This window comes from Marinobacter sp. (assembly GCF_035268745.1).
In the GTDB taxonomy this organism is placed as follows: domain Bacteria; phylum Pseudomonadota; class Gammaproteobacteria; order Pseudomonadales; family Oleiphilaceae; genus Marinobacter.
In genome coordinates this window covers 1-21,278 of record NZ_DATFKH010000182.1, presented here as the reverse complement: position 1 = coordinate 21,278, position 21,278 = coordinate 1, and the positions used below count along the sequence as shown (strand labels likewise).

General features: G+C 57.7%; 20 protein-coding genes. 8 read left to right on the top strand and 12 right to left on the bottom strand.

The window, feature by feature from the left end:
• Positions 1–64: 64 nt before the first annotated feature.
• Both VJ956_RS12780 and VJ956_RS12775 read left to right on the top strand, forming a co-directional pair.
• Positions 65–877: an alpha/beta fold hydrolase gene (locus VJ956_RS12780; RefSeq protein ID WP_324085427.1), complete on the top strand. Its 813-nt coding sequence runs from the start codon at positions 65–67 to the stop codon at positions 875–877.
• Positions 874–1,806 carry a DMT family transporter gene (locus VJ956_RS12775; protein ID WP_324085426.1) on the top strand — a complete coding sequence of 311 codons (933 nt, stop codon included), beginning with the start codon at positions 874–876 and terminating at the stop codon, positions 1,804–1,806. Before VJ956_RS12780 ends, VJ956_RS12775 begins: the two co-directional genes overlap by 4 nt.
• Here the strand turns inward: VJ956_RS12775 and VJ956_RS12770 are convergent, their stop codons facing one another.
• The 6 genes from VJ956_RS12770 to VJ956_RS12745 all read right to left on the bottom strand — a co-directional run bounded on the left by VJ956_RS12770 (position 1,807) and on the right by VJ956_RS12745 (position 8,527).
• A complete protein-coding gene (locus tag VJ956_RS12770) occupies positions 1,807–2,631 on the bottom strand; it encodes a M90 family metallopeptidase (RefSeq protein ID WP_324085425.1) in 825 nt (274 codons plus the stop codon). It abuts the gene before it with no gap.
• Positions 2,632–2,974: 343 nt separating this feature from the next.
• Entirely contained in the window at positions 2,975–4,102 is a 1,128-nt protein-coding gene (locus tag VJ956_RS12765; protein ID WP_324085424.1) for an NAD(P)/FAD-dependent oxidoreductase, read from the bottom strand.
• A gap of 2 nt (positions 4,103–4,104) precedes the next feature.
• Complete coding sequence (locus VJ956_RS12760) at positions 4,105–5,424, bottom strand: cyclopropane-fatty-acyl-phospholipid synthase family protein (RefSeq protein ID WP_324085423.1); 1,320 nt, start codon at positions 5,422–5,424, stop codon at positions 4,105–4,107.
• An 88-nt stretch (positions 5,425–5,512) separates the two neighbouring features.
• The gene (locus VJ956_RS12755; protein WP_324085422.1) at positions 5,513–6,808 is read right to left on the bottom strand and encodes a TRAP transporter large permease subunit; all 1,296 of its coding nucleotides are present in this window, start codon (positions 6,806–6,808) and stop codon (positions 5,513–5,515) included.
• Entirely contained in the window at positions 6,805–7,350 is a 546-nt protein-coding gene (locus VJ956_RS12750; RefSeq protein ID WP_324085421.1) for a TRAP transporter small permease subunit, read from the bottom strand. The genes VJ956_RS12755 and VJ956_RS12750 overlap by 4 nt, the downstream gene beginning before the upstream one ends.
• A 100-nt stretch (positions 7,351–7,450) precedes the next feature.
• On the bottom strand, positions 7,451–8,527 hold the full coding sequence (locus tag VJ956_RS12745; protein ID WP_324085420.1) for a TRAP transporter substrate-binding protein: 1,077 nt from the start codon (positions 8,525–8,527) through the stop codon (positions 7,451–7,453).
• Between the two features lie 344 nt (positions 8,528–8,871).
• Between VJ956_RS12745 and VJ956_RS12740 the strand changes: the two genes are divergently transcribed.
• Positions 8,872–9,432 carry a hypothetical protein gene (locus tag VJ956_RS12740; protein WP_324085419.1) on the top strand — a complete coding sequence of 187 codons (561 nt, stop codon included), beginning with the start codon at positions 8,872–8,874 and terminating at the stop codon, positions 9,430–9,432.
• 119 nt (positions 9,433–9,551) lie between these two features.
• Here the strand turns inward: VJ956_RS12740 and VJ956_RS12735 are convergent, their stop codons facing one another.
• Positions 9,552–10,628: a PA0069 family radical SAM protein gene (locus tag VJ956_RS12735; protein ID WP_324085418.1), complete on the bottom strand. Its 1,077-nt coding sequence runs from the start codon at positions 10,626–10,628 to the stop codon at positions 9,552–9,554.
• Positions 10,629–10,709: 81 nt separating this feature from the next.
• On the bottom strand, positions 10,710–11,174 hold the full coding sequence (locus tag VJ956_RS12730) for an ATPase (RefSeq protein WP_324085417.1): 465 nt from the start codon (positions 11,172–11,174) through the stop codon (positions 10,710–10,712).
• Positions 11,175–11,336: 162 nt separating this feature from the next.
• Between VJ956_RS12730 and VJ956_RS12725 the strand changes: the two genes are divergently transcribed.
• Both VJ956_RS12725 and VJ956_RS12720 read left to right on the top strand, forming a co-directional pair.
• Positions 11,337–12,410, top strand: a complete 1,074-nt coding sequence (locus tag VJ956_RS12725) for a beta-N-acetylglucosaminidase domain-containing protein (protein ID WP_324085416.1) — start codon at positions 11,337–11,339, stop codon at positions 12,408–12,410.
• Positions 12,410–13,264 (top strand): DMT family transporter, encoded by an 855-nt coding sequence (locus tag VJ956_RS12720; RefSeq protein ID WP_324085458.1) that lies wholly within the window; start codon positions 12,410–12,412, stop codon positions 13,262–13,264. The genes VJ956_RS12725 and VJ956_RS12720 overlap by 1 nt, the downstream gene beginning before the upstream one ends.
• Before the next feature lie 32 nt (positions 13,265–13,296).
• Here VJ956_RS12720 and VJ956_RS12715 read toward each other — a convergent pair whose 3' ends face one another.
• Positions 13,297–14,304: a ChaN family lipoprotein gene (locus tag VJ956_RS12715; RefSeq protein ID WP_324085415.1), complete on the bottom strand. Its 1,008-nt coding sequence runs from the start codon at positions 14,302–14,304 to the stop codon at positions 13,297–13,299.
• A gap of 99 nt (positions 14,305–14,403) precedes the next feature.
• Between VJ956_RS12715 and VJ956_RS12710 the strand changes: the two genes are divergently transcribed.
• Positions 14,404–16,350 carry a CASTOR/POLLUX-related putative ion channel gene (locus VJ956_RS12710; protein ID WP_324085414.1) on the top strand — a complete coding sequence of 649 codons (1,947 nt, stop codon included), beginning with the start codon at positions 14,404–14,406 and terminating at the stop codon, positions 16,348–16,350.
• 13 nt (positions 16,351–16,363) lie between these two features.
• Here the strand turns inward: VJ956_RS12710 and VJ956_RS12705 are convergent, their stop codons facing one another.
• Genes VJ956_RS12705 through VJ956_RS12695 form a run of 3 tightly spaced genes read right to left on the bottom strand, consistent with a single transcriptional unit; the run spans position 16,364 to position 18,601 of the window.
• Positions 16,364–16,753 carry a CBS domain-containing protein gene (locus tag VJ956_RS12705; RefSeq protein WP_324085413.1) on the bottom strand — a complete coding sequence of 130 codons (390 nt, stop codon included), beginning with the start codon at positions 16,751–16,753 and terminating at the stop codon, positions 16,364–16,366.
• Positions 16,754–16,766: 13 nt separating this feature from the next.
• Positions 16,767–17,117, bottom strand: coding sequence for a transcriptional regulator (locus VJ956_RS12700; RefSeq protein WP_324085412.1), 351 nt, complete (start codon positions 17,115–17,117; stop codon positions 16,767–16,769).
• A complete protein-coding gene (locus tag VJ956_RS12695; protein ID WP_324085411.1) occupies positions 17,114–18,601 on the bottom strand; it encodes a DUF1538 domain-containing protein in 1,488 nt (495 codons plus the stop codon). Before VJ956_RS12695 ends, VJ956_RS12700 begins: the two co-directional genes overlap by 4 nt.
• 203 nt (positions 18,602–18,804) lie before the next feature.
• On the opposite strand from VJ956_RS12695, the gene VJ956_RS12690 reads away from it, so the two are divergent.
• Together VJ956_RS12690 and VJ956_RS12685 are read left to right on the top strand one after the other, a co-directional pair.
• A complete protein-coding gene (locus tag VJ956_RS12690; RefSeq protein WP_324085410.1) occupies positions 18,805–20,394 on the top strand; it encodes an isocitrate lyase in 1,590 nt (529 codons plus the stop codon).
• A 212-nt stretch (positions 20,395–20,606) separates the two neighbouring features.
• Positions 20,607–21,278: DinB family protein (locus tag VJ956_RS12685; protein WP_324085409.1), on the top strand; the 672-nt coding region annotated here is incomplete at its 3' end.

The following is a 21,278-nucleotide window of genomic DNA, read 5'->3' as shown; positions in this document are numbered from 1 at the left end:
GAGAGTAGGCGGACGTGTCCGCCTACTTTCATGCTCATTAGTAACAATAACCGGAGAAGTCACCGTGTCCTCATTGCCCATCGGCGAACTCGACGCCATCTGTTACCAGTACCACGCACCGGCCTCTCAGACGGGGAGGACGTTCGTTTTCTTCAATGCCATTGCGGGTGACCTGAACGCATGGGAAGGGCAGGTCGCACCGGCACTGCGCAAGGCAGGCCACGGCACCCTGAGCTGGAATTTTCGCGGCCAGGCGGATAGCCCGGCCGCGCCCGATATCGAGCTTGATACCGATCTGATCGTTGAGGACACCGGCCGCTTGCTCGCCGCGGTACAACCGCCGCACCCGGTATTTGTCGGCCTTTCCATCGGTGGCCTTTATGCCGCGCATTACTGGCTGCGCAGCGCCGGTGCCGAAGGGCTGGTGCTGGTTAACATGCTGCGGCGCCCGGGTGCCCGTATCCAGTGGCTCAATGAAGCGGTGGTGCGAGCGCTGGAGGTCGGCGGTCTGCAACTGCTCAAGGATCTGTATGGCTTCGGACTGTTCAACGAGGAGTTTCTGGCAGAGCAGCGCGCCAACTTTTTCCCTGATGCGCCCTACCAGCCGATGCCCCGTGATCATGGTATCTACCGGCTGCTCAGCGCTGCCCGCGGCGCGGACTGGGAGGTGCCGTATCAGGATCTGACCTTGCCTGTCCTGGTCGTTACCGGACGGGAAGACCGGCTGTTTCTGGATCCCGACGATGTGGACCAGCTCTACCGGCGTCTGCCCACAGCGCAACGGGTCGATCTGAGCAATGCCGCCCACATGATTCCGGTGGAGCGCCCGGAGGAACTCACCCGACATCTGCTGAAATTTGCCGGGGAGCTGCCATGAGTCTGTGGCACCGGTCCCCCGCAATCGCCTATCTGGCAGTGTTTATCGGCGTGCTCGGCCATGGCTCCAGTGAGTTCGTCGCCGTGGTGACCGGTGTGGCCGGTCCGGAACTGTCCTCCTGGCGGTTTCTGCTCGGCGGCTTCGGGCTGGTTCTGCTGTCATTGGCGCTGCCCGGTTGCCGGGACCTGATCACGCCATTGCGGGAAGTACCGGTACGCCTGGTGGTCCTTGCTTTCATCGGGGTGACCATAGGCTACCTGTTCTTCCACTGGGCCCTGGATTTCGCCACCGTGCCCCAGGTGGCCACCATGGTGACAGCGATACCCATCAGCGTGGGCCTGGTCAATCGCTATCTGAACAAGGAACCGTTCACACTGGTGAAAATTCTGACCGGACTGGCAGCCCTGTTCGGGGTCGCCCTGCTGATTACCGACGGCTACCTTCTGGACCTGGCGGAGGGTGGCAACACCTTTATCGGTGTACTCATGGCGCTGGCCTGTGCCATCTGCGTGGGCGCTTACACCGTAGCCATCAAACCGGTAATCGGCCGCTATGGCGCCCTGCGTATAACCAGCCTGACCATGTTCATCGGTGGTATCGGTCTGTGGCTGCTGGTTGGCATCGCCTGGGGTGATTGGGTCAACCCGGCCACGCTGTTCTATCGTCCCACCGAGCAGTGGTCGGCCATCCTGGTATTGGTACTGTTCAATACGGTGATCACCCAACTGTTCTGGATTGGTGGTCTGGCGGCGGTGCCTGATATCACCCGGGGGAGCTACCTGTTCTTCCTCAAGCCGGTGATTGCCGCGTTGCTGACCTGGTACTTTCTGTCGCAACCGGCCACCGGCTTCCAGATTATGGCCATGCTGATCATCTGCCTGGCGGTTTTTATCGAGCCGCTGTGGACCAGGCTCACGCAGCGGACCTGATTATGGCGGGCTTTCATCAAAGGTTATGGGGTCCAGCCTGTAGAACCCGCGAAGCGCCTCGAATACCTCGGGTTGTTCCGCTTTTAGATGGTCGGGTTGTTGAAAGAATGCTTCCGTCAGCACAGCAAAAAACTCTGCCGGTTCGGTAGCCCCATAAGGATCCAGCCAGGGTTTGTGGTGATGGCTGAGTGAACGACGCAGGTGTTCGTAGGCGAGGGTCATGGTTTTCTGCCAGTGCCGGGCCTGCTCGCCGCCGAGTGGCGGGGCGCCGTCGGCAGTACCGTCCAGGTAATCCAGCTGGTGGGCAAACTCGTGAAGGATCACGTTGTGGTGTCCGTTCGGGTTGACGGCGCCTTGCTCGCACTCTGCCCACGCCAGCACGACCTGACCGCGGCTGGAGGCTTCGCCAGCGCGGATCTGCTCGCTTTCGCTGACCACCAGGCCATCACTCTCGATCTCTCTGACCCGATACGCGTCCGGATACACCAGGATACTGGTGATGTCGTCGAAATCGGAGAAACTGCGGGCAATAATCAACAGGCAGGCATGCCCGGCAATGGTCAGACGGACGGTGTCATCCACTTCAAAGCCATCGCAGCCATAGAAGGACTTTTCCGCCAGAAACAACTGCACATGCTGTTCAAGTTGATGTCTGGGCTGAGGCGGCAGGGAGCGATAGACCGGCAGCTGTTTCCGCAGCAGGTCCTGCCAATGTTCAGGGAAGGGCTCCCTGAGCCTCAGGTCTCTTAACCAGCCGCGGTAAAAAAACAGATAAAAAACCGAGAAGCCGATAATGGCCAGCACGCAGAGGAAGTATATAAGCATTATCGCGCGTTCCGGCCCTGTTCAGACAGTTCAGACACCAGTGCGCAATTTACCGTCTGCCGCAGCCGGTGTTTTATCAGCCCGCCATGGCTTGCCATCGCAGGTGGCGTAATTGGGGCAGTCAGTCAGGCAACCGCGACAGGGAAGGCGGTGTGCCGGTTCAGGATGGGTGGCGGCTGTATGCTGTGGCATGGGGTACCTGCTGGGTTGGAGTTGAAGGCTTTACGGCCACGAAAGCAATTCGGATGCCCCGTGACTATACTCCCCGGATTGTACACTCTACACCCCAGCCACAGACCACCAGCAATCAGATTGAATATGAATCTGCCCGCGAGATGTCCTTTTAACCCTTGACCATCTCAAGAGGTGGTACTTCCTGATGCAGGAACCACTTCTCGGTCACCACTTTACGGGTAAACCAGTGGGAACGCATCAGGGTGCTTGCCAGTCGCAACCTGACCCAGTCAGGCACCTGGAAACCGGCTTTCGGGTTTTCCGCCCGGTTGCCGAAACGGCCGGCGATGGCTTCACCATAGGGTTGCAGTGATTCGGCGGAGAATTCCTCCAGATTCCGTATAAGGCCTGCCGCCATCAGTGCGGATTCAATGGCCGGGCGGATACCTTCGCCGCTCTGGGTATAGGCCAGCCCTGCCGCATCGCCGATCCGTATCAATCCCTCGTCGACCAGGGGGCGTTTCGCGTGGTCATAAAGCAGGTAGGCATGACCTTTGAATCGCCCGGGGAGATCATCAGGAATGCGGCCGGCGGCTTTCATATCCTCGACAAAGTTGTCCAGATGTTCATTCAGCTTGTGATTATCTTCCCGTCCCAGGCCGATGTTGAGGAAATTACCCTTGCGGAATATCCAGGCGTAGCCTTTCAGGTCCCTGCAGAACCATAGCTCAGGGGTGTCACCTCGGGCTTTGCACCGTTGGACCTGTTCGGCGGTCATCTCGAATTCTACTTCCTTGGCCGCGACCACGGTTTCATGACGGCCGGTGCGCTCGCCCAGCAGCCTGGCTACCGGACAGAAGTGCCCTCCTGCGCCAATCAGCAGCGGAGCCTGCCAGGTGTTGTTGATGACCCAGTTGCCGTTATTCCGCTCGATGCTTTTTACCGGAGTGCCCAGTTTTTTCGGGCAGGTCACCCGGTCCAGCAGGTAGGCGTCGAATTCGCAGCGCCGGATGCCGTAGCTGACCACTTCGCGATGATCGTTTTCGAGGGCGGACTGGCCCATCATGCCAATGCGGAACTGACTGATAGGTTGCAGGGTCCGGCTCCTGGCGTAATCCTCAAGGTCAATGTTCAGGGTGTCCATCACGGCGGGCGTGACCCAGCCGGCACAGGTTTTGTCCCGGGGAAAGGTCTGTTTGTCCAGTACCAGGATGCGCTTGCCACTATTCTGCAGGGCGTTGGCAAGGGTGGAGCCGGCGGGCCCGGCTCCCACGATGATCAGGTCATAATATTCCATGCTCAGGCCTTCGGTACGGCAGTGGATTTATAAAGGTCCCGCCGGGTCTGGGGCAGGCTGTTATTTGAGCCGTGAGTAAATACCACCTGAAACAGTTGCAGGCTGCCGACGCGGAAGGCGGCGATAGAACCGGCCAGATACATTTCCCAGGCCCGGGTGAAGTGCTCATCGTACATTGCCGTGACCTGGTCACGATGATTCTGGAATCGTTCCATCCAGTGGGTCAGAGTCCGGGCGTAATGAAGCCGCAGATTCTCAACGTCCAGCACAGAGAATTCGCCTGCTTCGCAGATGCTCATGAGTTCAGCAATGCTGGGCGGATAGGCGCCAGGGAAAATGCGTTTTTCGATCCAGGCGTTCATCAGCATTGGGCGGTTGCGACCGATGCTGTGGAGCAGGGCGATGCCGTCGGGCTTGAGAACGCGGCGGATCAGCTCCGACATGGCGGGAAAACGTTCCTTGCCGACGTGTTCCAGCATTCCGACAGAGACAAAGGCATCGTACTGGCCATCAATATTGCGGTAGTCGTCTTCGACGTAGTCAATCAGATGGTCCAGGCCCCGGCGTCTGGCTTCCTCCCGGGCATAAACCAGCTGCTCTCCGGAAATGTTATAGGCGCGGACTTTGACTCCGTAGTTATCGGCCATATACCGGCTGAGGCCACCCCAGCCGCAGCCAGCTTCGGCAACCGTCATGCCGGGTTTCAGCCTCAGTTTCCGGCAAACATGCTCCAGCTTGGCCAATTGGGCCTGCTCCAGGGTAATGTCCGGAGATTCATAATAGGCGCAGGTGTACTGCATTTCGGCATCATCGAGCCAGAGCCGGTAAAAATCATTACCCAGATCATAATGGTGATGGATGTTTTGTTTGGCTTCAGAGAGCCCGGTGGAGCGCGGGTTATGGTTGCGCCAGAGTGCTTCCAGCCATTTCGGCCAGTTCTTCTGGGCCCGGTGTATACTGGAGTAAAGTGTTTCCATCAGGTCCGGCAGGTCGCCGTCTACCTGCAATCGTCCGGCGCTGTAGAGGTCGCCGAAGGCAAGGTTGGGGTTGGTCAGCAGAGCCAGAAGCGCTTTCGGGTCGTTGAGGCGAATGGTAAATTCCGCAGTGGTGTCTTCCGGTTCGATAAACTCGTCGTCCCAGAGCTGGAAGCGAAGAGGCGGTGAGCCTGCCGTACGCAGGAGTTTTGCAATTAACCAGCGTTCATAGGCGTGGGGACGACGGTCTGTCGTGGCCACAGCCGTCGGCAGTGTCAGCAGGTTGGATTGCTGATTGCTGGTCCGGTCTGCGTAATCACCGGTGTTACGAGTGGTGCTGTCACTCATGCGCCATAATCCCCTCTGGCCATATCTATCTAGACTTTAGTATAGATAACAAATCGATTTTGTCATACCAGCCAGGGGGGCAGGTGAATCAGTAGCTTGAACTCATACCAAACCACTCAGGCATAATGAAAATTGCGGCCAGCACGACTATCTGAATCATGATGAAAGGCATCACACCTTTGTAAATGTCGGTGGTTCTGACCTCTGGCGGTGAGACACCCTTGAGGTAGAACAGGCTGAACCCGAAGGGCGGTGTCAGGAAACTGGTTTGCAGGTTCATCGCAATCAGGATGGCAAACCACAGCATGTTGATGCCCATCGCCTCGGCGACCGGCGCCAGAATCGGCACAATGATGAAGGAAATCTCCACGAAATCGATAAAGAAACCCAGCACCAGGATGACCAGCATGGAGAGGATGACAAATCCCCACTTCTCGCCCGGAAGCTGCAGCATCCACTCTTCCAGCAAGTAATCGCCGCCGGTGTAGCTGAACACCATGGAGAAGGCCGTTGCACCGATAAGAATGGCGAACACCATGGCAGTTACCTTGACCGTGTCCTTGGAGGCGTCCCAGACCATCCTGAAGGAGAACTGTCGGTATATAAGGGCCAGGACGACGGCGCCAACACCACCGAGCGCCGAAGACTCGGTCGGTGTGGCAATGCCGGCGAAAATGGAGCCCAGCACAATAATGATCAGTGCCAGCGGCGGGATGATGGCAAGCAGTGCCGCCCCTATTTCCTTGCCACGGGACAGACCGCTGTCATCCGGCATTGCCGGCGCGGTTTCAGGCCGGAAGCGGGTGAGAACAAGAATATAGACGATGTACAGCCCGATCAGCACCGCGCCGGGCAGCACCGCAGCCTTGAAAAGGTCCCCCACCGGAAGCCCCAGAACATCACCGAGGATAATCAGAATAATAGACGGTGGCACGATCTGGCCCAGGGTGCCGGCACCGCAGATGGTGCCCGTGGCCAGTCGTTTATCGTAGCCATGGGCAAGCATGACCGGCAGCGAAATCAGGCCCATGGCAACCACACTGGCACCGACCACACCGGTAGAGGCGGCAAGCAGGGCACCCACCAGGATGGTGGAAATTGCCAGGCCACCGGGCAAACCACCAAACAACCGGCCCATGGACGTCAGTAGCTGCGCCGCCAGTCTGGTGCGCTGAAGCACAACACCCATGAAGATAAACAGGGGTACTGCCATGAGCGTGGTGTTCTGCATCACACTCATGATCCGGTAGGGCATAAAGGCGAACAGATCCATGCCTTCAGCAAAGATCCCGAAGAACAGCGCAACACCGCCAAAGGTAAAGGCAACCGGAAAGCCGAGCATCAGCATTACCAGGGCCACACCAAACATGATCATGCCAATCATGCCAGTCCCTCCGCGCCGTGTTTCGCTTCGTAGGTTTTTTCACCGGACATTACCCGCAGGGCGTGTGTTGCCATGTTAAGCCCGGCTATCCCGGTGAACACGGCGGATATGGGAATCACGCTTTTGATAATCCACCGGTGCGGCAGGCCGCCCGGGTCGGCGCTGGTCTCTCCCATACTGTAAGACTCGACTGCGAAGCCATAGCCGTAATGCCAGATCAGGTAGGAGAACGGGATGATGAAAATGATTGCGCCGATGAGGTTGATCCAGGCCTTGGTCTTGTCGCTCCAGCGGGCGTAAAGGACATCAACCCGGACATGTCCGTCGGTGCGAAGGGCATAGGGGATGCCGAGAAGGAAAACCACCGAGTAAAGGTGCCACTCCATTTCCTGCATGCCGATGGAAACGTCATTGAAGACGTAACGGGTGACAACATCATAAAACACGTTGCCCGCCATCAATATCATTGCGGTGCAGGCTACCCAGCCACAAAAAATGGAAAGCCAGGCGAGCTTCTCATCCAGCTTGATAATCCAACGCATTGCCTGTCCTCCGCCAGGTCAACTGGCGATTTCTGATTGCTATAAGCGATAAAAACCGGGATCCCCTGAGGTGATCCCGGTTGGGTTGGCGCCAGTCAGGTTACTCGACTTCTGCCATGGTGTTGAGATACGCGCGGGTTGAAATGTCGGTATAGGCGCGGGTCTGCTCCAGGTATTCCTCCTGCGACTTCACGATCCGTGCGGCCTGCTCGTTCTCCGCGGCAGCTTCATCGAGCAGCTTCTGGTTGGCATCGTACATCGCCTGGAAAATATCCTCCGGGAACTGCTTGATCTGCACATTAGGATGCTCTTCCTTGATGTTTGCCCAGGCTTCAGCGTTGGCGTGCTGGGAATGAATCAGCATGTCGTAAGATGCAGTGCGCATGGCTATCCGCATGATTTCCTGAAGGTCAGCGGGGAGCTTGTCCCAAACCTTTTTGTTGACCAGGAACTGCAGTTCCGTGGCGGGCTCGTGCCAGCCGGTGTAGTAGTAGTCAGCGATCTGCTGGAAACCAAGGCGCAGGTCCAGTGCCGGGCCTACCCATTCCACGGCATCAATGGTGTTACGTTCCAGGGCCGTGTAAAGCTCACCCGGAGCGATGTTGGTCGGGTTGACGCCCACTTCCGCAAAGACTTCGCCGGCGAAGCCCGGGATGCGCATTTTCAGGCCTTTCAGGTCGTCCAGAGAATTGATTTCCTTGCGGAACCAGCCGCCCATCTGGACACCGGTGTTGCCGCCGGGGAAGGACAGCATGTTGTGCGGCTCGTAGACTTCCTGCATCAGTTCCATGCCACCACCGTGGTAGAACCAGGCCCACTGTTCGACAGCGGTCATGCCGAACGGCATGCTCGTGAAGAACAGGGTTTCCGGAACCTTGCCCTTCCAGTAGTAGGACGCTGAATGCCCCATGTCATACCGGCCGGCTTTGACCATGTCGAAAACGCCCAGCGGTGCCTTGTGCTTGTTGGCGGAATCGATTCGAACCCTGAGCCGGCCGTCGGACATTTTTTCGACGCGTTCGGCGAAGTTTTTGGTGGTGTCACCGAAGATCGGAAAGTTGGGCCCCCAGGTCTCAGCCAGGCGGAGTGTGAATGTTTCCTGCGCGAAGGCGTGCGTGGCAGCGAAGGTTGTCGCTACGGTCAGCACAGCCGCGGATAGAACAGAACGGATTCTCATTGTTGAGCTAGCCTCTTTTGTCTTTGTTTTAATTCAAGGTGGTTATCTGGCGAGATAACGCCCTTATAGTTCCTTACTCTAGTTCAAGTTAACAATATACGTTAATCAATGTAACGAAAAACCGGTGTCTGTTCTACATAGGTCTTGGCCAGTGCAGCGACGGTTTCTTACGCGTACGCTGCTATTATTGCCACCATGAATGTCTGGTGGCGTTTAGCTGCAAGTGCAGAGGAATCTGTTCCAGCGTTGCGTTGCCAGCGCTCAGCTTTATACTTGATTGTTCCTGTCGGCTCGCGCTGAACAAGAGCGACCATTTCACCCAGCGGCAATAGAGGATTCCAAGGATGCCATTCACAGCGATTCATCGACCCCTGATCTCTGCTCTGGTCTGCGCCGGTGCGCTCGCCCTGGCTGCGCCGGGCGCCTTGGCGCAGGTCGATCATTCCAGTCACGGCGGTGACACGGGCGCGGAAACGTCCGATGCCGGCAAGTCCGGCGGTAAGTCCGGTGGCATGTCCGGTAGCAAGGGCATGAAGAAGGGCGGGGGGCACGGCGGCAAACCGGGCCAGGTGATGCAGATGTGTCACGATATGGGCAGCATGCCACCGCACTACTGCGAACCCAGCTACAAGGTAATGACTTCGGTACGCGGCGTCAGTATCTCCGATGTCAGTCCCATGGGCGATACCGCTGTCATGGTGACACTGAAGGCGGCAGGCGGCAGCATGCATACGATCAGTCAGCGATTGGTCATAGTGGGCGGCAGCGGAGGTCTGGCCGGCGCCAAATCGGTGGCCGGTGGTTGGAGTGACCAAACGGTGGTCCACCTGAATCTGCAGGGCAGTGGCACGCTCTATGATCAGAAATCCATGCACCTGCACATTTTCCCGCTCACCGGCGACTGAAACCCGCCGGGCGCGGGGGCGGTCCCGGCGACGGTGCGAATCCCGGCTGCCCGAGCCGGCGGCGTAGTACGGGGCTGCAAGACAGCCATGAGCTTTTTTGACCAGCGAGTCCGGCCGGTCTAGAACAGGTGGATCTGCTCTCCGCCAGGCCGCCGGAACAGGTCTGTGCGAAGTGGCTCAGGCTCATGCAGGCCGAGTCCCACCTGCCTCGCCCGCTTTGAAAAGCGCTGACGGATCAAGTCGGCGTAGGGGCCGGTTCCGGTCATTCTGCGCCCGAAGGTGGCATCGTAGCTTTTGCCTCCGCGCAAATCCCGAATGCGGCCCATTACCCGCTCTGCCCGCTCGGGGAAATGCCTTTGCAGCCAGTCCCGGAACAGCTCATCCAGCTCCAGTGGCAGCCGCAGCATGATCCAGCTGGCCCTCTGGGCGCCTGCATCCGCGCCGGCTGTCAGTATTGCCTCTATCTCGTGATCGTTGATAAATGGAATTACCGGGCCGAGGATGATACCGGTCGGTACCCCGGCAGCACTGAGCTCACGGATGATTTTCAGGCGCATGGCGGGCGCCGCTGTACGGGGCTCCATCCGGCCTTTGAGGGTATTATCCAGTGTCGTCAGGCTGATGCGGACAGAACAGAGACCCTTGCCTGCCAGCTCCGATAACAGGTCGAGATCCCGCAGAATCAGGGCACCCTTGGTGATGATTGTTACCGGGTGTTGGTATTCGGCCAGCACTTTGAGGATGTCCCGGGTAATTTCCCGGTTTTTTTCGATGGGCTGATAGGCATCGGTATTTACTCCAAGGGCAATGGGAGATACCCAGTAACCGGGCTTGTCCAGCTCCCGGCGCAGCTGGTCGGCTGCGTTGGGTTTGGCTATCAGGCGGGTTTCGAAATCCAGCCCCGGTGACATGTCCCAATAGGCATGGGTGGGCCTGGCAAAGCAATAGATGCAGGCGTGTTCGCAGCCCCGATAAGGGTTGATGGATTGATCGAAGGGCACGTCAGGTGACTGGTTATGGCTGATGATCGAGCGCACCCGCTCGTCAGTCACTTCGGTAGCCAGGGAGTCGGGGCAGATGTCGTCTGCCGGGTCCCGATACCAACCATCATCATATGGGCCATCGCCGTGTTGACGGTCAGTGACGATCGGCTGGAAGCGGTTGTGGGGGTTAAGCGGTGTTGCGCGGGTTTTCATGGCAGAATCCGGAGTACTGTTTATATGTACAGTACTCCTGGTGTTTAACAAATTCCAGTTTTCGTTGCCGGCGCCCTGGCCTCAGACGTCATTCATTGCGCCGATCTGCCGTGCCAGCCTCATTGATTCGTTTTCCTCCATTTCGCGAAGTGACTCTACAAGATCACTTGCCTCGGGTATTTCCGCCTTGAGATTAAGGCTTTTGTAGAGCTCTGTCAGCTGGTCGTGGAACTCGAAGACTTCCCGGGCGATGGTGTCAAAGTCCAGCCCGGCGTAATGGTCATCACAGTGACCGTGGTTTCTGATCGCGCGATGCTCGCTTTCATAGTAATCGTAGAGTCGTGTTTTCAGCACTTTTTCCTCTGTCTGTTTCTCGAACTCTGCGGTCATTTGCCCGATTTCGGCCTCATGGCCTGCCAGGTAATCGAGCAGTGCACTGGCACGTTCATCCGGATTGTTTTTGGCGCACTCGGAGAAGCACCGGGACAGGTGCAGATGAAGTTGACGAGCCCATTCAATCAGGTCCTCGTAAGTTTTTATTTCCATTGTTCGGGCTCCTTTTTCAAACCTGGACTGGCGATGTCCTTTAAATTGAGTATTTGCGAAGTCTAGCGAAGATTGCGGCAAATGTCCGGTGACCGCAGCATCGCGATGCGATAATCTCGGCAAATCCGCGTTTTTATGTGCACCTGTAAAATGGATTCAGCAATGTCGAACCACCCCCCCCTGGGCATTATTGAAGGCTTCTATGGCCCGCTCTGGAGTTGGCACGAGCGCCGGCAGGTAGTGCAGCTGCTGGCCCCCCATGGCTACCGGAATTACTGGTATGCGCCCAAGGCTGATGCTTTTCTGCGGCGCCGCTGGAGCGAACCCCACCCCGATAGCGTAGCACGGGAACTGACCGGGTTTGCCCGCTTCTGCCATGAACAGGGTGTGCGGTTCGGTATTGGTCTGAGCCCTTTTGAAATCTTCAACAATTTCGACGCTGCGGCAAAAACCGCACTTAAGAACAAGCTGGCGGCTTTTGATGACCTGGGCATTACCGATCTGGCGATCCTTTTTGACGACATGAAAAGCGCCACGCCGGATCTGGCAGCTCGCCAGGCAGAGATTATTCACTGGGTGGCTGAGCAAAGCGGTGCCGGCCAGTTGGCCGTCTGCCCCAGCTATTATTCGGATGACCCGGTGCTGGACCGGGTGTTCGGCCAGCGCCCCGAGCATTATCTGGAGAGCCTGGGGCGTGCTCTGGCTCCATCTGTCCAGGTGTTCTGGACTGGGGAAGAAGTCTGCTCCCGGGAAATATCGCCGGGACACCTGCAGCGGATTGCACAAGCACTGGGTCGCAAACCGGTGCTCTGGGATAACTATCCGGTAAACGACGGCGACCGCATGTCCCGCCACCTGCATCTGCGGGGTTTTACCGGCCGGCCGGCCGCCAATAGCCAGCACCTTTCCGGGCATGCCATCAATCCCGCCTTGCAGCCACTGCTTACCACCATTCCTGCCATCACCCTGGCGCAGAGCTATCAGCAGGGAACAAACTATCAGTATATGAAGGCGTTCCGCCAGGCCGCGGAAGAGGTGCTCGGTGCCGACCTCGCCTGCCAGCTCAGTGCCGATCTGCTTGTGTTGCAGGACACCGGTTTGCAGAGAATCAGCGAAGACCGGCACCGGGCGCTGGCTGAATGCTATGGTCGCTTTGACCACCCGGCGGCTGGAGAAATTGTGAAATGGCTTGCCGGCTTCTATCAGGTCAGCGACGAAATGGTGCAGACCCAGTGATCCCGCCCACCGCACGAGTACTGTTGCTGACCACGATCGCCATGACCGCCTTTGCCGGCAACTCACTGCTCTGCCGTGCAGCGTTGCGGGATACCAGTATCGACGCCGCCACTTTTACCAGTGTCCGGCTGGTGTCCGGCGCGCTGATGCTCTGGTTGCTGCTCAGCTTGCGCGGCAACCGGCTACCGGTGAAGCAGGGTTCCTGGGGCTCGGCGCTGGCCCTGTTCGTCTATGCCGGGGCTTTCTCATATGCCTATGGCGGTCTGTCTGCGGCCATGGGGGCGTTACTGCTTTTTGGTGCTGTTCAGGCCACCATGATCAGTATCGGTATTGTCCGTGGCAATCGCCCACAATTCTGGCAGTGGATAGGATTCATGGTGGCCTTTTCCGGACTGGTGGGCCTGTTACTGCCAGGCCTTACCGCGCCGCCACTGTTCAGCTCCCTGCTGATGATCAGTGCCGGTATCGCCTGGGGACTCTATTCGTTGCGGGCCAAAGGCGCCGGCGAACCAACGGCGGTGACCACCGGCAATTTTATCCGGGCCGTACCCATGGCGCTGGTGTTGAGTCTTGTCATGGTTTCCGGTGCCAGTATTGATATGGCGGGTATGGGGTACGCCATTGCGTCCGGCGCAGTCGCTTCGGGCATGGGCTATGCCGTCTGGTATATGGCATTGCCGCTGCTGCAGGCGACCACGGCAGCGACCGTCCAGCTCAGTGTGCCGGTGATTGCTGCGGTGGGCGGAGTCGTGCTCCTGGCCGAACCCCTGACGCTGCGGCTGATGGTTGCCGGGGTCGCCATACTGGGTGGCATTGCGGTGGTGATTCTTGCCGGTCAGAAAAAGGCTACCTGACTGCAGGGGCAGGTGCCGGATACGGAAACGGTTCAGTCACAGACCAGACTGCCGGCGTTATGGAATTGCTGCATGATGGCCTCATGCTGGCGATCGCTGTCTTTATACTTCTCCGGCAGCGGCTGCAGGAAATACAGAAAATCTCCTCTGTCCCGGTGTTCCTCCAGCAGGCTGTTAAAGTCGTCTTCCGGCCCCCAGAAAACCGGGCTGACAACGGCAACCTCAAGTTCCGGCCGGCGTTTTTCCAGCACCGCCACCATGCCCAGCCGGTTTTCCGAATGAAAAGTGCCGTTGAGATGAATGACCTGGTGACCAGGGTTCTCCCGCAGAGCCGTTACCACCTGATCCGCCATGGTGTTGTCCCGGAGCAACTGGGCCTTGTAGCTGTTCTCGATGCGACTGCTGTTTTTGTCCTCACCCTCGTCTGCGCCATGGTTGTCCTCAAGAGCGGCGAAGAACTTGTCCCGGTAGACTGGGGTATCCAGGAATCTGTCCTCCGGCAGTTGCTTCAGCAGATCACTGTCAAGTTGCTCCAGATAGGCCTCTCCCTCGCGACCAATGCACCGGACAATTTTGGCGGGGGCGTTGGCGGCAATCACGGGAACGTTATTGCGCCTGGAAAATTCAATCAGAGGGCGGTAAGACGCTTTATAGTTTGACCAGGCGCCGGTATCGGCAATCAGTTCCTCCTCACCGGTCTCTCCGGACAGGTATCTGTCCAGCTCTGGCTGGTCGGTCAGGGTGAACTGCTCCATGCTCAGCACCTGCTGCGGCCGCTTGCGGTAAAGCGTGGACTGAATCAGCGCCTCCAGCAGGTGGGCTCCATGATGGCCATGGTATTCGCCTATGACCACCACATCGGCGGGCGCCAGCGCCTCAGCCAACTGATTGACCGTCAGCAGGCTGCCACTGCTGTCAGCAATGATGGCATCGTACTGGGATTGTGGCGGTAGCACATCCGCATTACCTGCGGGCAGCGAAGCACAGCCCGCAAAGAACAGGCACGAAAGTAGTGTCAGGGTCCGGGATAAATCTTTCATAGTCAGCTATACGATCACGAAACACGGTCGGTTGTCAGCTTTTTGTTTCCGGTTTTAAGCTATGCTAGCTAGGTTTCCGGTTGAAGCCAAAGGAAGACCATGCTGCCATTCCGACTCATCGATCGCGTCAAATTCCTGGTGGAGCGCCAGCTCATCAAGGGCGCCGGGTTTCAGCTCCTGGTTGTTGCTGTATTTATCGGCCTGATCTCATTGATTGGCGGTGTGCTGGTGCTGCCCCTGGGGGATTCCTTCAGTGATGTGGGCGATGCCATCTGGTGGGCATTTCTGCGCCTGACCGACCCCGGCTACCTGGGCGACGATGCCGGTAACTGGCAACGTTTCGTTTCCACGATTCTGACTGTCAGCGGCTATGTCGTCTTCATGGGTACGCTGGTAGCGATCCTCACGCGCTGGTTGATTGCCAAGATGACCGATCTTGAGCGGGGGCTGACCCCGGTCACCCTGAGCAATCATATTGTGGTGCTGGGCTGGACCAGCCAGACCCTGCCTTTGCTGGTTGAGCTGCTGGGCTCCTCCGGACGTATGCGGCGATTTCTGGAGAAGCACGACACCAATCGTTTGCGGCTGGTGGTGCTCTCGGAGACAGCCTCGTCTGCCCAGGTGCATGAATTGCGAACAGAGCCGGGAATCGGCCGCAAGGCGCGCCAGATCATTCTGCGTTCGGGCGCCGCTATTCAGCCTGATGCGTTGCAGCGCGTTGCCTGTCTGGATGCCTCTGCTGTGATCGTGCCCAGCGCGGCCTATCAGGCTGGCAGCCTGGTAACCTCCGATGTGGAAACGGTAAAGGCCCTGCTTTCAATCGCCGCCCAGGCGCGTCAGCTGAGTGCTCCTCTGCCGTTTGTGGTGGCTGAAATTCAGGATATACGCAAACATCCTGTGATTGAGCGGGCCTATCCCGGCGAGGTGGAGGTGGTCGCCGGTGATGCCACGATCGGCCGACTGATGGTCCAGAACATCCTGCATCCGGGGTTGTCGGAAATCTACAATGAGTTACTGACAGCCGGTGAAGGCTGCGAAATTTACATCCGCGGCGGCGAGACTCTGGCGGGCTTGACCCTGGGTGAGCTGGCTGCCCGGCGGGCCGATGCCATTGTTCTTGGTATCCTGAAACCGGCGGGCAAAGGCTGGAATGTGCAATTGCCGGCGGCATCAGATACAGCGATTGCTGCTGAAGACCGGGTTGTCCTGCTGGCACGGGATTATGCAGACACCGACGCGCAGGTTAAAAACCCCGCACTGCCGGTGATTAACCGCGCAGAGCCAGTCAGCCAGGGCCTGACTTTCTCTGAAAAGGTGCACCGGGTCCTGGTGCTGGGCTGGAACCGCCGGGTGCCAAGCCTGATCGGCGAGTTCTGCAGTTACAGCCAGAGGCGGTTCGAACTGGATATTGTTTCGGTCGTTCCCGCCCATGAGCGACAGCAGGAAATCCATCGTTACCTGGGCGAGCAGCACGCGGTAGTCTGCCGGCATGTGGAAGCGGATTACATGGTCGAAGGCGAGCTCAGGCGGGTCAGCCCCCTCAACTTCGACGCCATCATGCTTTTGAGCAGCGATCGGCTGGCCTCCGGGGAGGAGGCCGACGCCCGGGCAATGGTGGGCTACCTCCAGCTGGAAGACCTGCTCAGTGAGGGCAGCCAGCGTCCCCAGCTGATCATGGAACTGAGTGATCCGGATAATCGTCATTTGCTGGCCGGCCACCAGAGCGAAATGATGGTCAGCCCGATGATTGTCAGCCATGTTCTTGCCCAGGTGGCATTACGGCGGGAGTTGAGGGTGGTACTGGATGAGCTGTTCACCGTCGGTGGCGCCGAGATACAGTTCCGGGCTCCCAACGACTACCCGATACCGGCCAGCGCCGATTTTAAGGTACTGGAAAAAGTGGTGGCGGCAAAAGGCGAGGTGGCGATGGGCATCTGGCGTGGGCGTGCCGGTCATAATGGTCACCATGTGGCTCTTAATCCGCCGCGCGACGACTACCTCGACCTGAATTCCGATGACCGGTTAATTGTCCTGTGCAGGTCGTGAGTCTGACTCCGGTTCAGTCAATGGTGTCCAGCAGGGCGGCCATAATGTCGTCCATCACCACAAAGCCCATCAGGTCGTTGTCCTGAAGAACCAGCAGGCGCTTCACCCGGTGCTGGCTCATCAGGCTGGCCGCATGGCGGATGCCCAGATGCTCGCCGACGCTGATCACCGGTTTGGCGCAGACGTCGTAGACATTCAGCAGATCAATATCGCCGTCCTCGGCAATGACGGCCTTGAGAATGTTGGTGTAAGTGATGAGGCCGTAGGCATCGTGCCCGTTCTGTTTATCCACCACCAGTGATTTCACATTGTGCTTTTTCATCAGCGAGAGAGCGTCACGCAGGCTGGCAAATGCTGACACATTGATGGTGTCCCGAATCATCACATCCTTGACAAGTTTCATGCCGGTTCTCCGCTCAGAGTGAGTCTTTTACATGTTGTTCGAATTTTTCCACCTGGGACAGATCGATGCCTCCCAGGTGTTCCAGTGGCAGCGTGAATACCAGGCCCTGAGAGTCCTTCTTTTTCGGCATCAGAATGTGCTGGATGGCTTTCAGGATATCCAGTGACAGTCCTTTTTCAAGCACCATCACCAGCACAGTCTGGCTGCCGTCATAGGTCAGGCCAAAGAAGGTTTTTTTGGCCTTATTGCTGATGCCACGCCCGGACATGACCGTAATACCGCCAGCCCCCAGGTCCCGGGCTGCATCGATGCAGGCCTGTTCCTGGTCTTCCGGCACAATAGCGACGAGTACTGAGAATTTCATGTGACTGTTTTCCTGCGGGCAGCGATGTGGTCAATAACGATGGCATAGGCCATCACGGTGATAATGGGAAAGATCGAGGCAAAAGCAATCAGCCCGAAGCCGTCAATCAGCACGCTTCGGCCCTCGATACTGCTGGCCAGGCCAATGCCCAGCGCTGTGACCAGCGGTACCGTGACCTCAGAGGTGGTCACGCCGCCAAGGTCGTAGGCCAGCGCAATAATGTAGCGGGGCGCAATAGTGGTCAGCAGAATTACCACCAGATAGCCTCCCATTACGTAATAGTGAATCGAGTCCCCCGCTATAATCCGATGCACGCCAACGGTGATACCAATGGCAACGCCCACAGCGACAAACAGCCGGATGGCATTGCCGTTCAGGGTGCCGGCAGCGGCTTCTTCAGCCTGGTGGCCAATCGCGATAAGCGCCGGTTCTGCCATGGTCGTGGCGAATCCGATCATGAACGCAAACAGGTAGACAAAATGATACCCGTCAAGGCTCATCAGTTGTTCAGCCATGCTGGTACCAATCGGAAAAAGCCCCAGTTTCAGGCCCACCACAAAGGCATAGAGTCCGAGAAGCACCAGCGCAAAGCCGAACAGGATCCTGCGGGGATTGTTCAGGCGCCGCCGCAGGACCAGATACTGGAATACCAGGATGGTCAGGATAATGGGCAGAACGTCCCGCACCATCTCTGCCAGCTCCAGCAGAGCCTTGAGGGGCCCGGTTGTCGTGGACTCTGTGGAACCCGTATCCATGATCAGTTCGCCTTCGGACTGTTGCCCCGAGTAGACCACAATGCCGTATAGCTGAACTGTAATCATCGGCACCATTACCGCCAGTGCCACCAGCCCGAAACCGTCGGTAAGAGGATTCCGGCCACGAATGGAAGCAGCCAGCCCGATGCCCAGTGCTGCCACCAGGGGCACAGTCACCACATTGGTGGTGACGCCGCCAGAGTCGTACGCCAGGCCGACGATTTCCTCGGGCGCAAACCAGGTGACGATGACGACAGTGATATACCCCCCGATCATGAACCAGTGCAGGGGGTAGCCCATAATCGTCCTGAATACTCCCAGCGCTACTACAGTGCCGACAGATGTCGCCACCAGCAGTCGTAGCGTCAGCGCCTCAATTCTTCCGGCGCTTATTTCCTGGGCCTGCTGTGCAACCGCAATCAGCGCCGGTTCCGCAACCACGGCAGAGAACCCGATGGCAAATCCGAAGGCCAGGAGAATCGGCACTGAGCCCCGGCGTGCAAACTGGTTGGACAGGCTCTTGCCGATCGGGAAAATACTCAATTCCAGTCCCTGCAGAAAAAGCGCGACGCCAACAGCCACAATGAGCAGGCCAAAGGCCATGCTTGGGGCTTTATCCGGCACCTGATGCAAAACTGCAAGCTGGAAAAACACCACAACCACCACAATCGGGAGCAAGTTTTTCAGGGCGTGCAGAAAAGAGTGGCTGAAAGCTTTAAGATAGAACATCGACGCCTGCTAGATTCTGTTAATATCATTCACAAGGAAAATGCCGAAAATAATTTATATAAATTTCAATTATAAAATCAGAGCCCCTAAAGTAATTGCCAACGCCAGTAATCTGATCGGTTTTGGACAGTTGCTGGCTCGTCGGAATCGCTTTTCAACTTTATCTGAAGAACACCTCAAACCTTAGAAGACAGGACTGAGATATGCCATACGCAAACGACGTTGACGCCATTGCTTCCATTCTGGAGCAGCATCCTACCTGGAACGCCATCAATCCCAAGCACGCCGCCCGCATGCGCGCCCAGAACAAATTCAGGACCGGTCTTGATATCGCCAGGTACACCGCGAAGATCATGCGCGAAGACATGGCGAACTACGATAATGACACCTCCAAGTACACCCAGTCACTGGGTTGCTGGCATGGTTTCATTGGCCAGCAGAAAATGCTGTCGATCAAGAAGCACTTCGGTACTACCAAGCGCAGCTACCTGTACCTGTCCGGCTGGATGGTTGCCGCCCTGCGTTCCGAGTTCGGCCCACTGCCTGACCAGTCCATGCACGAAAAGACGGCGGTTTCCGGACTGATCGAGGAGCTTTACACCTTTCTGCGCCAGGCCGACGCATGGGAACTGAACCACCTGTTCCGCGCCCTGGAAGAAGCCGAAAACGCCGGCGACAATGCCAGGGCGGAAGAGCTGATCAAGCAGATCGATAGCCACGAAACCCACATTGTGCCGATCATTGCCGACATCGACGCTGGTTTTGGTAACGCGGAAGCCACTTACCTGCTGGCCAAGAAGATGATCGAAGCCGGCGCCTGCTGCATCCAGCTGGAAAACCAGGTGTCGGACGAAAAGCAGTGTGGCCACCAGGACGGCAAAGTGACCGTTCCTCACGCCGACTTCCTGTCCAAGATCAATGCTGTGCGCCTGGCGTTCCTTGAGCTGGGCATTGATGACGGCGTCATCGTTGCGCGCACTGATTCGCTGGGCGCAGGCCTGACCCAGAAGATCGCCGTGACCAATGAGCCGGGCGATCTGGGCGACCAGTACAACAGCTTTATCGACGGCGAAGTGATCGAGAAAGCCGAAGACATCAACAACGGCGACGTTGTGATCAAGCAGAAAGGCCAATTGGTTCGTCCCAAGCGTCTCGCGTCCGGCCTGTTCCAGTTCAAGCCGGGTTCTGGCGAAGACCGGGTGGTTCTGGACTGTATCACCAGCCTGCAGAACGGCGCTGACCTGCTGTGGATCGAAACCGAGAAACCCCATGTTGGCCAGATCGCAGCCATGGTTAACCGCATCAGGGAAGTGGTGCCCGACGCCAAGCTGGTTTACAACAACAGCCCGTCCTTCAACTGGACCCTGAACTTCCGTCAGCAGGTATTTGATGCCTGGAAGGAAGAGGGCAAGGACGTTTCCGCGTACGAGCGTGCGGACCTGATGAACGCCAAGTACGATGACACCGATCTTGGCCAGCTGGCGGATCAGTGGACAGCCAACTTCCAGCGCGATGGCGCTCGCGAAGCCGGTATCTTCCACCACCTGATCACCCTGCCGACATACCATACGGCGGCGCTGTCTACCGACAACCTGGCCAAAGGCTACTTCGGTGACGAGGGCATGCTGGCTTACGTTGCGGGTGTCCAGCGCAAGGAAATCCGACAGGGCATCGCAACCGTGAAGCATCAGGACATGGCCGGTTCCAACATCGGCGATGATCACAAAGAGTTCTTCGCAGGTGATGCGGCGCTCAAGGCCGGCGGTAAAGACAACACCATGAACCAGTTCTAGGAAGCAGTCCTGAACAATTTAAAGAGTCCTGAACGACTGAAACAGTCCTGAAGGCTTGAAGAGCCCCGCACGGTGATCCCGGCGGGGCTTTTTGTGTTGAATCGGTCCACAAAATGGTGGCGGGGAAAAGGAAAGAAGTGCAGACAGTGCATTCATCTGAATCCTGGTTTGTTATCGTAGCGTCTAGGAAATTTCACCCGGAGAGACAGCGCGTGGATAAAGCAACCCTGTTAGCCGAGCTTGAGACCGCGCGTCAGCGGACGCGCGCCCTGATTACCTCCCTGCCCGAGGACAAGCTGGATGTTCCCTACCATCCGGGAGTGAATCCGCCACTCTGGGAGATGGGGCATGCCGCCTTCTTTTACGAAGTGTTCGTGTTCAACCTGCTGGACGGCACTGCCAGTTATGATCCGGCCATGGACGAGCTCTGGGATTCGTTCCACATTGACCACAGGGACCGCTGGCGTCGTGACCTGTTTCCCGGACGTGAGGAAACGCTTGCCTACTTCGACACCATCTACGACCGGGTGGCTGCACGAATCAAAACTAAAACCCTCACGGACCGGGAGCTATACCTTTACCGCTACTCGATTTTTCATCAGAACATGCACATCGAATCGATTATCTGGTGTCGCCAGACCATTGGTTATCCGGCCATTCCGGACTTTCAGCCCGAGCGGGTTGCCCCGGGTGAGCCCGGTAACGATCAGGCCCGAGGCGACGCGGTTATTCCCGCCGGGCGCTGGCTGATCGGAATGCCCGGAGAGTCAGAGGCCTTCGCCCATGAAGACTTTGCCTTTGACAACGAAAAGCCGCGGTTCGAAATCGAGCTTCCTGCTTTTGCCATCTCCAGGCTGCCGGTGAGTAACCGGGAGTTTATGGCG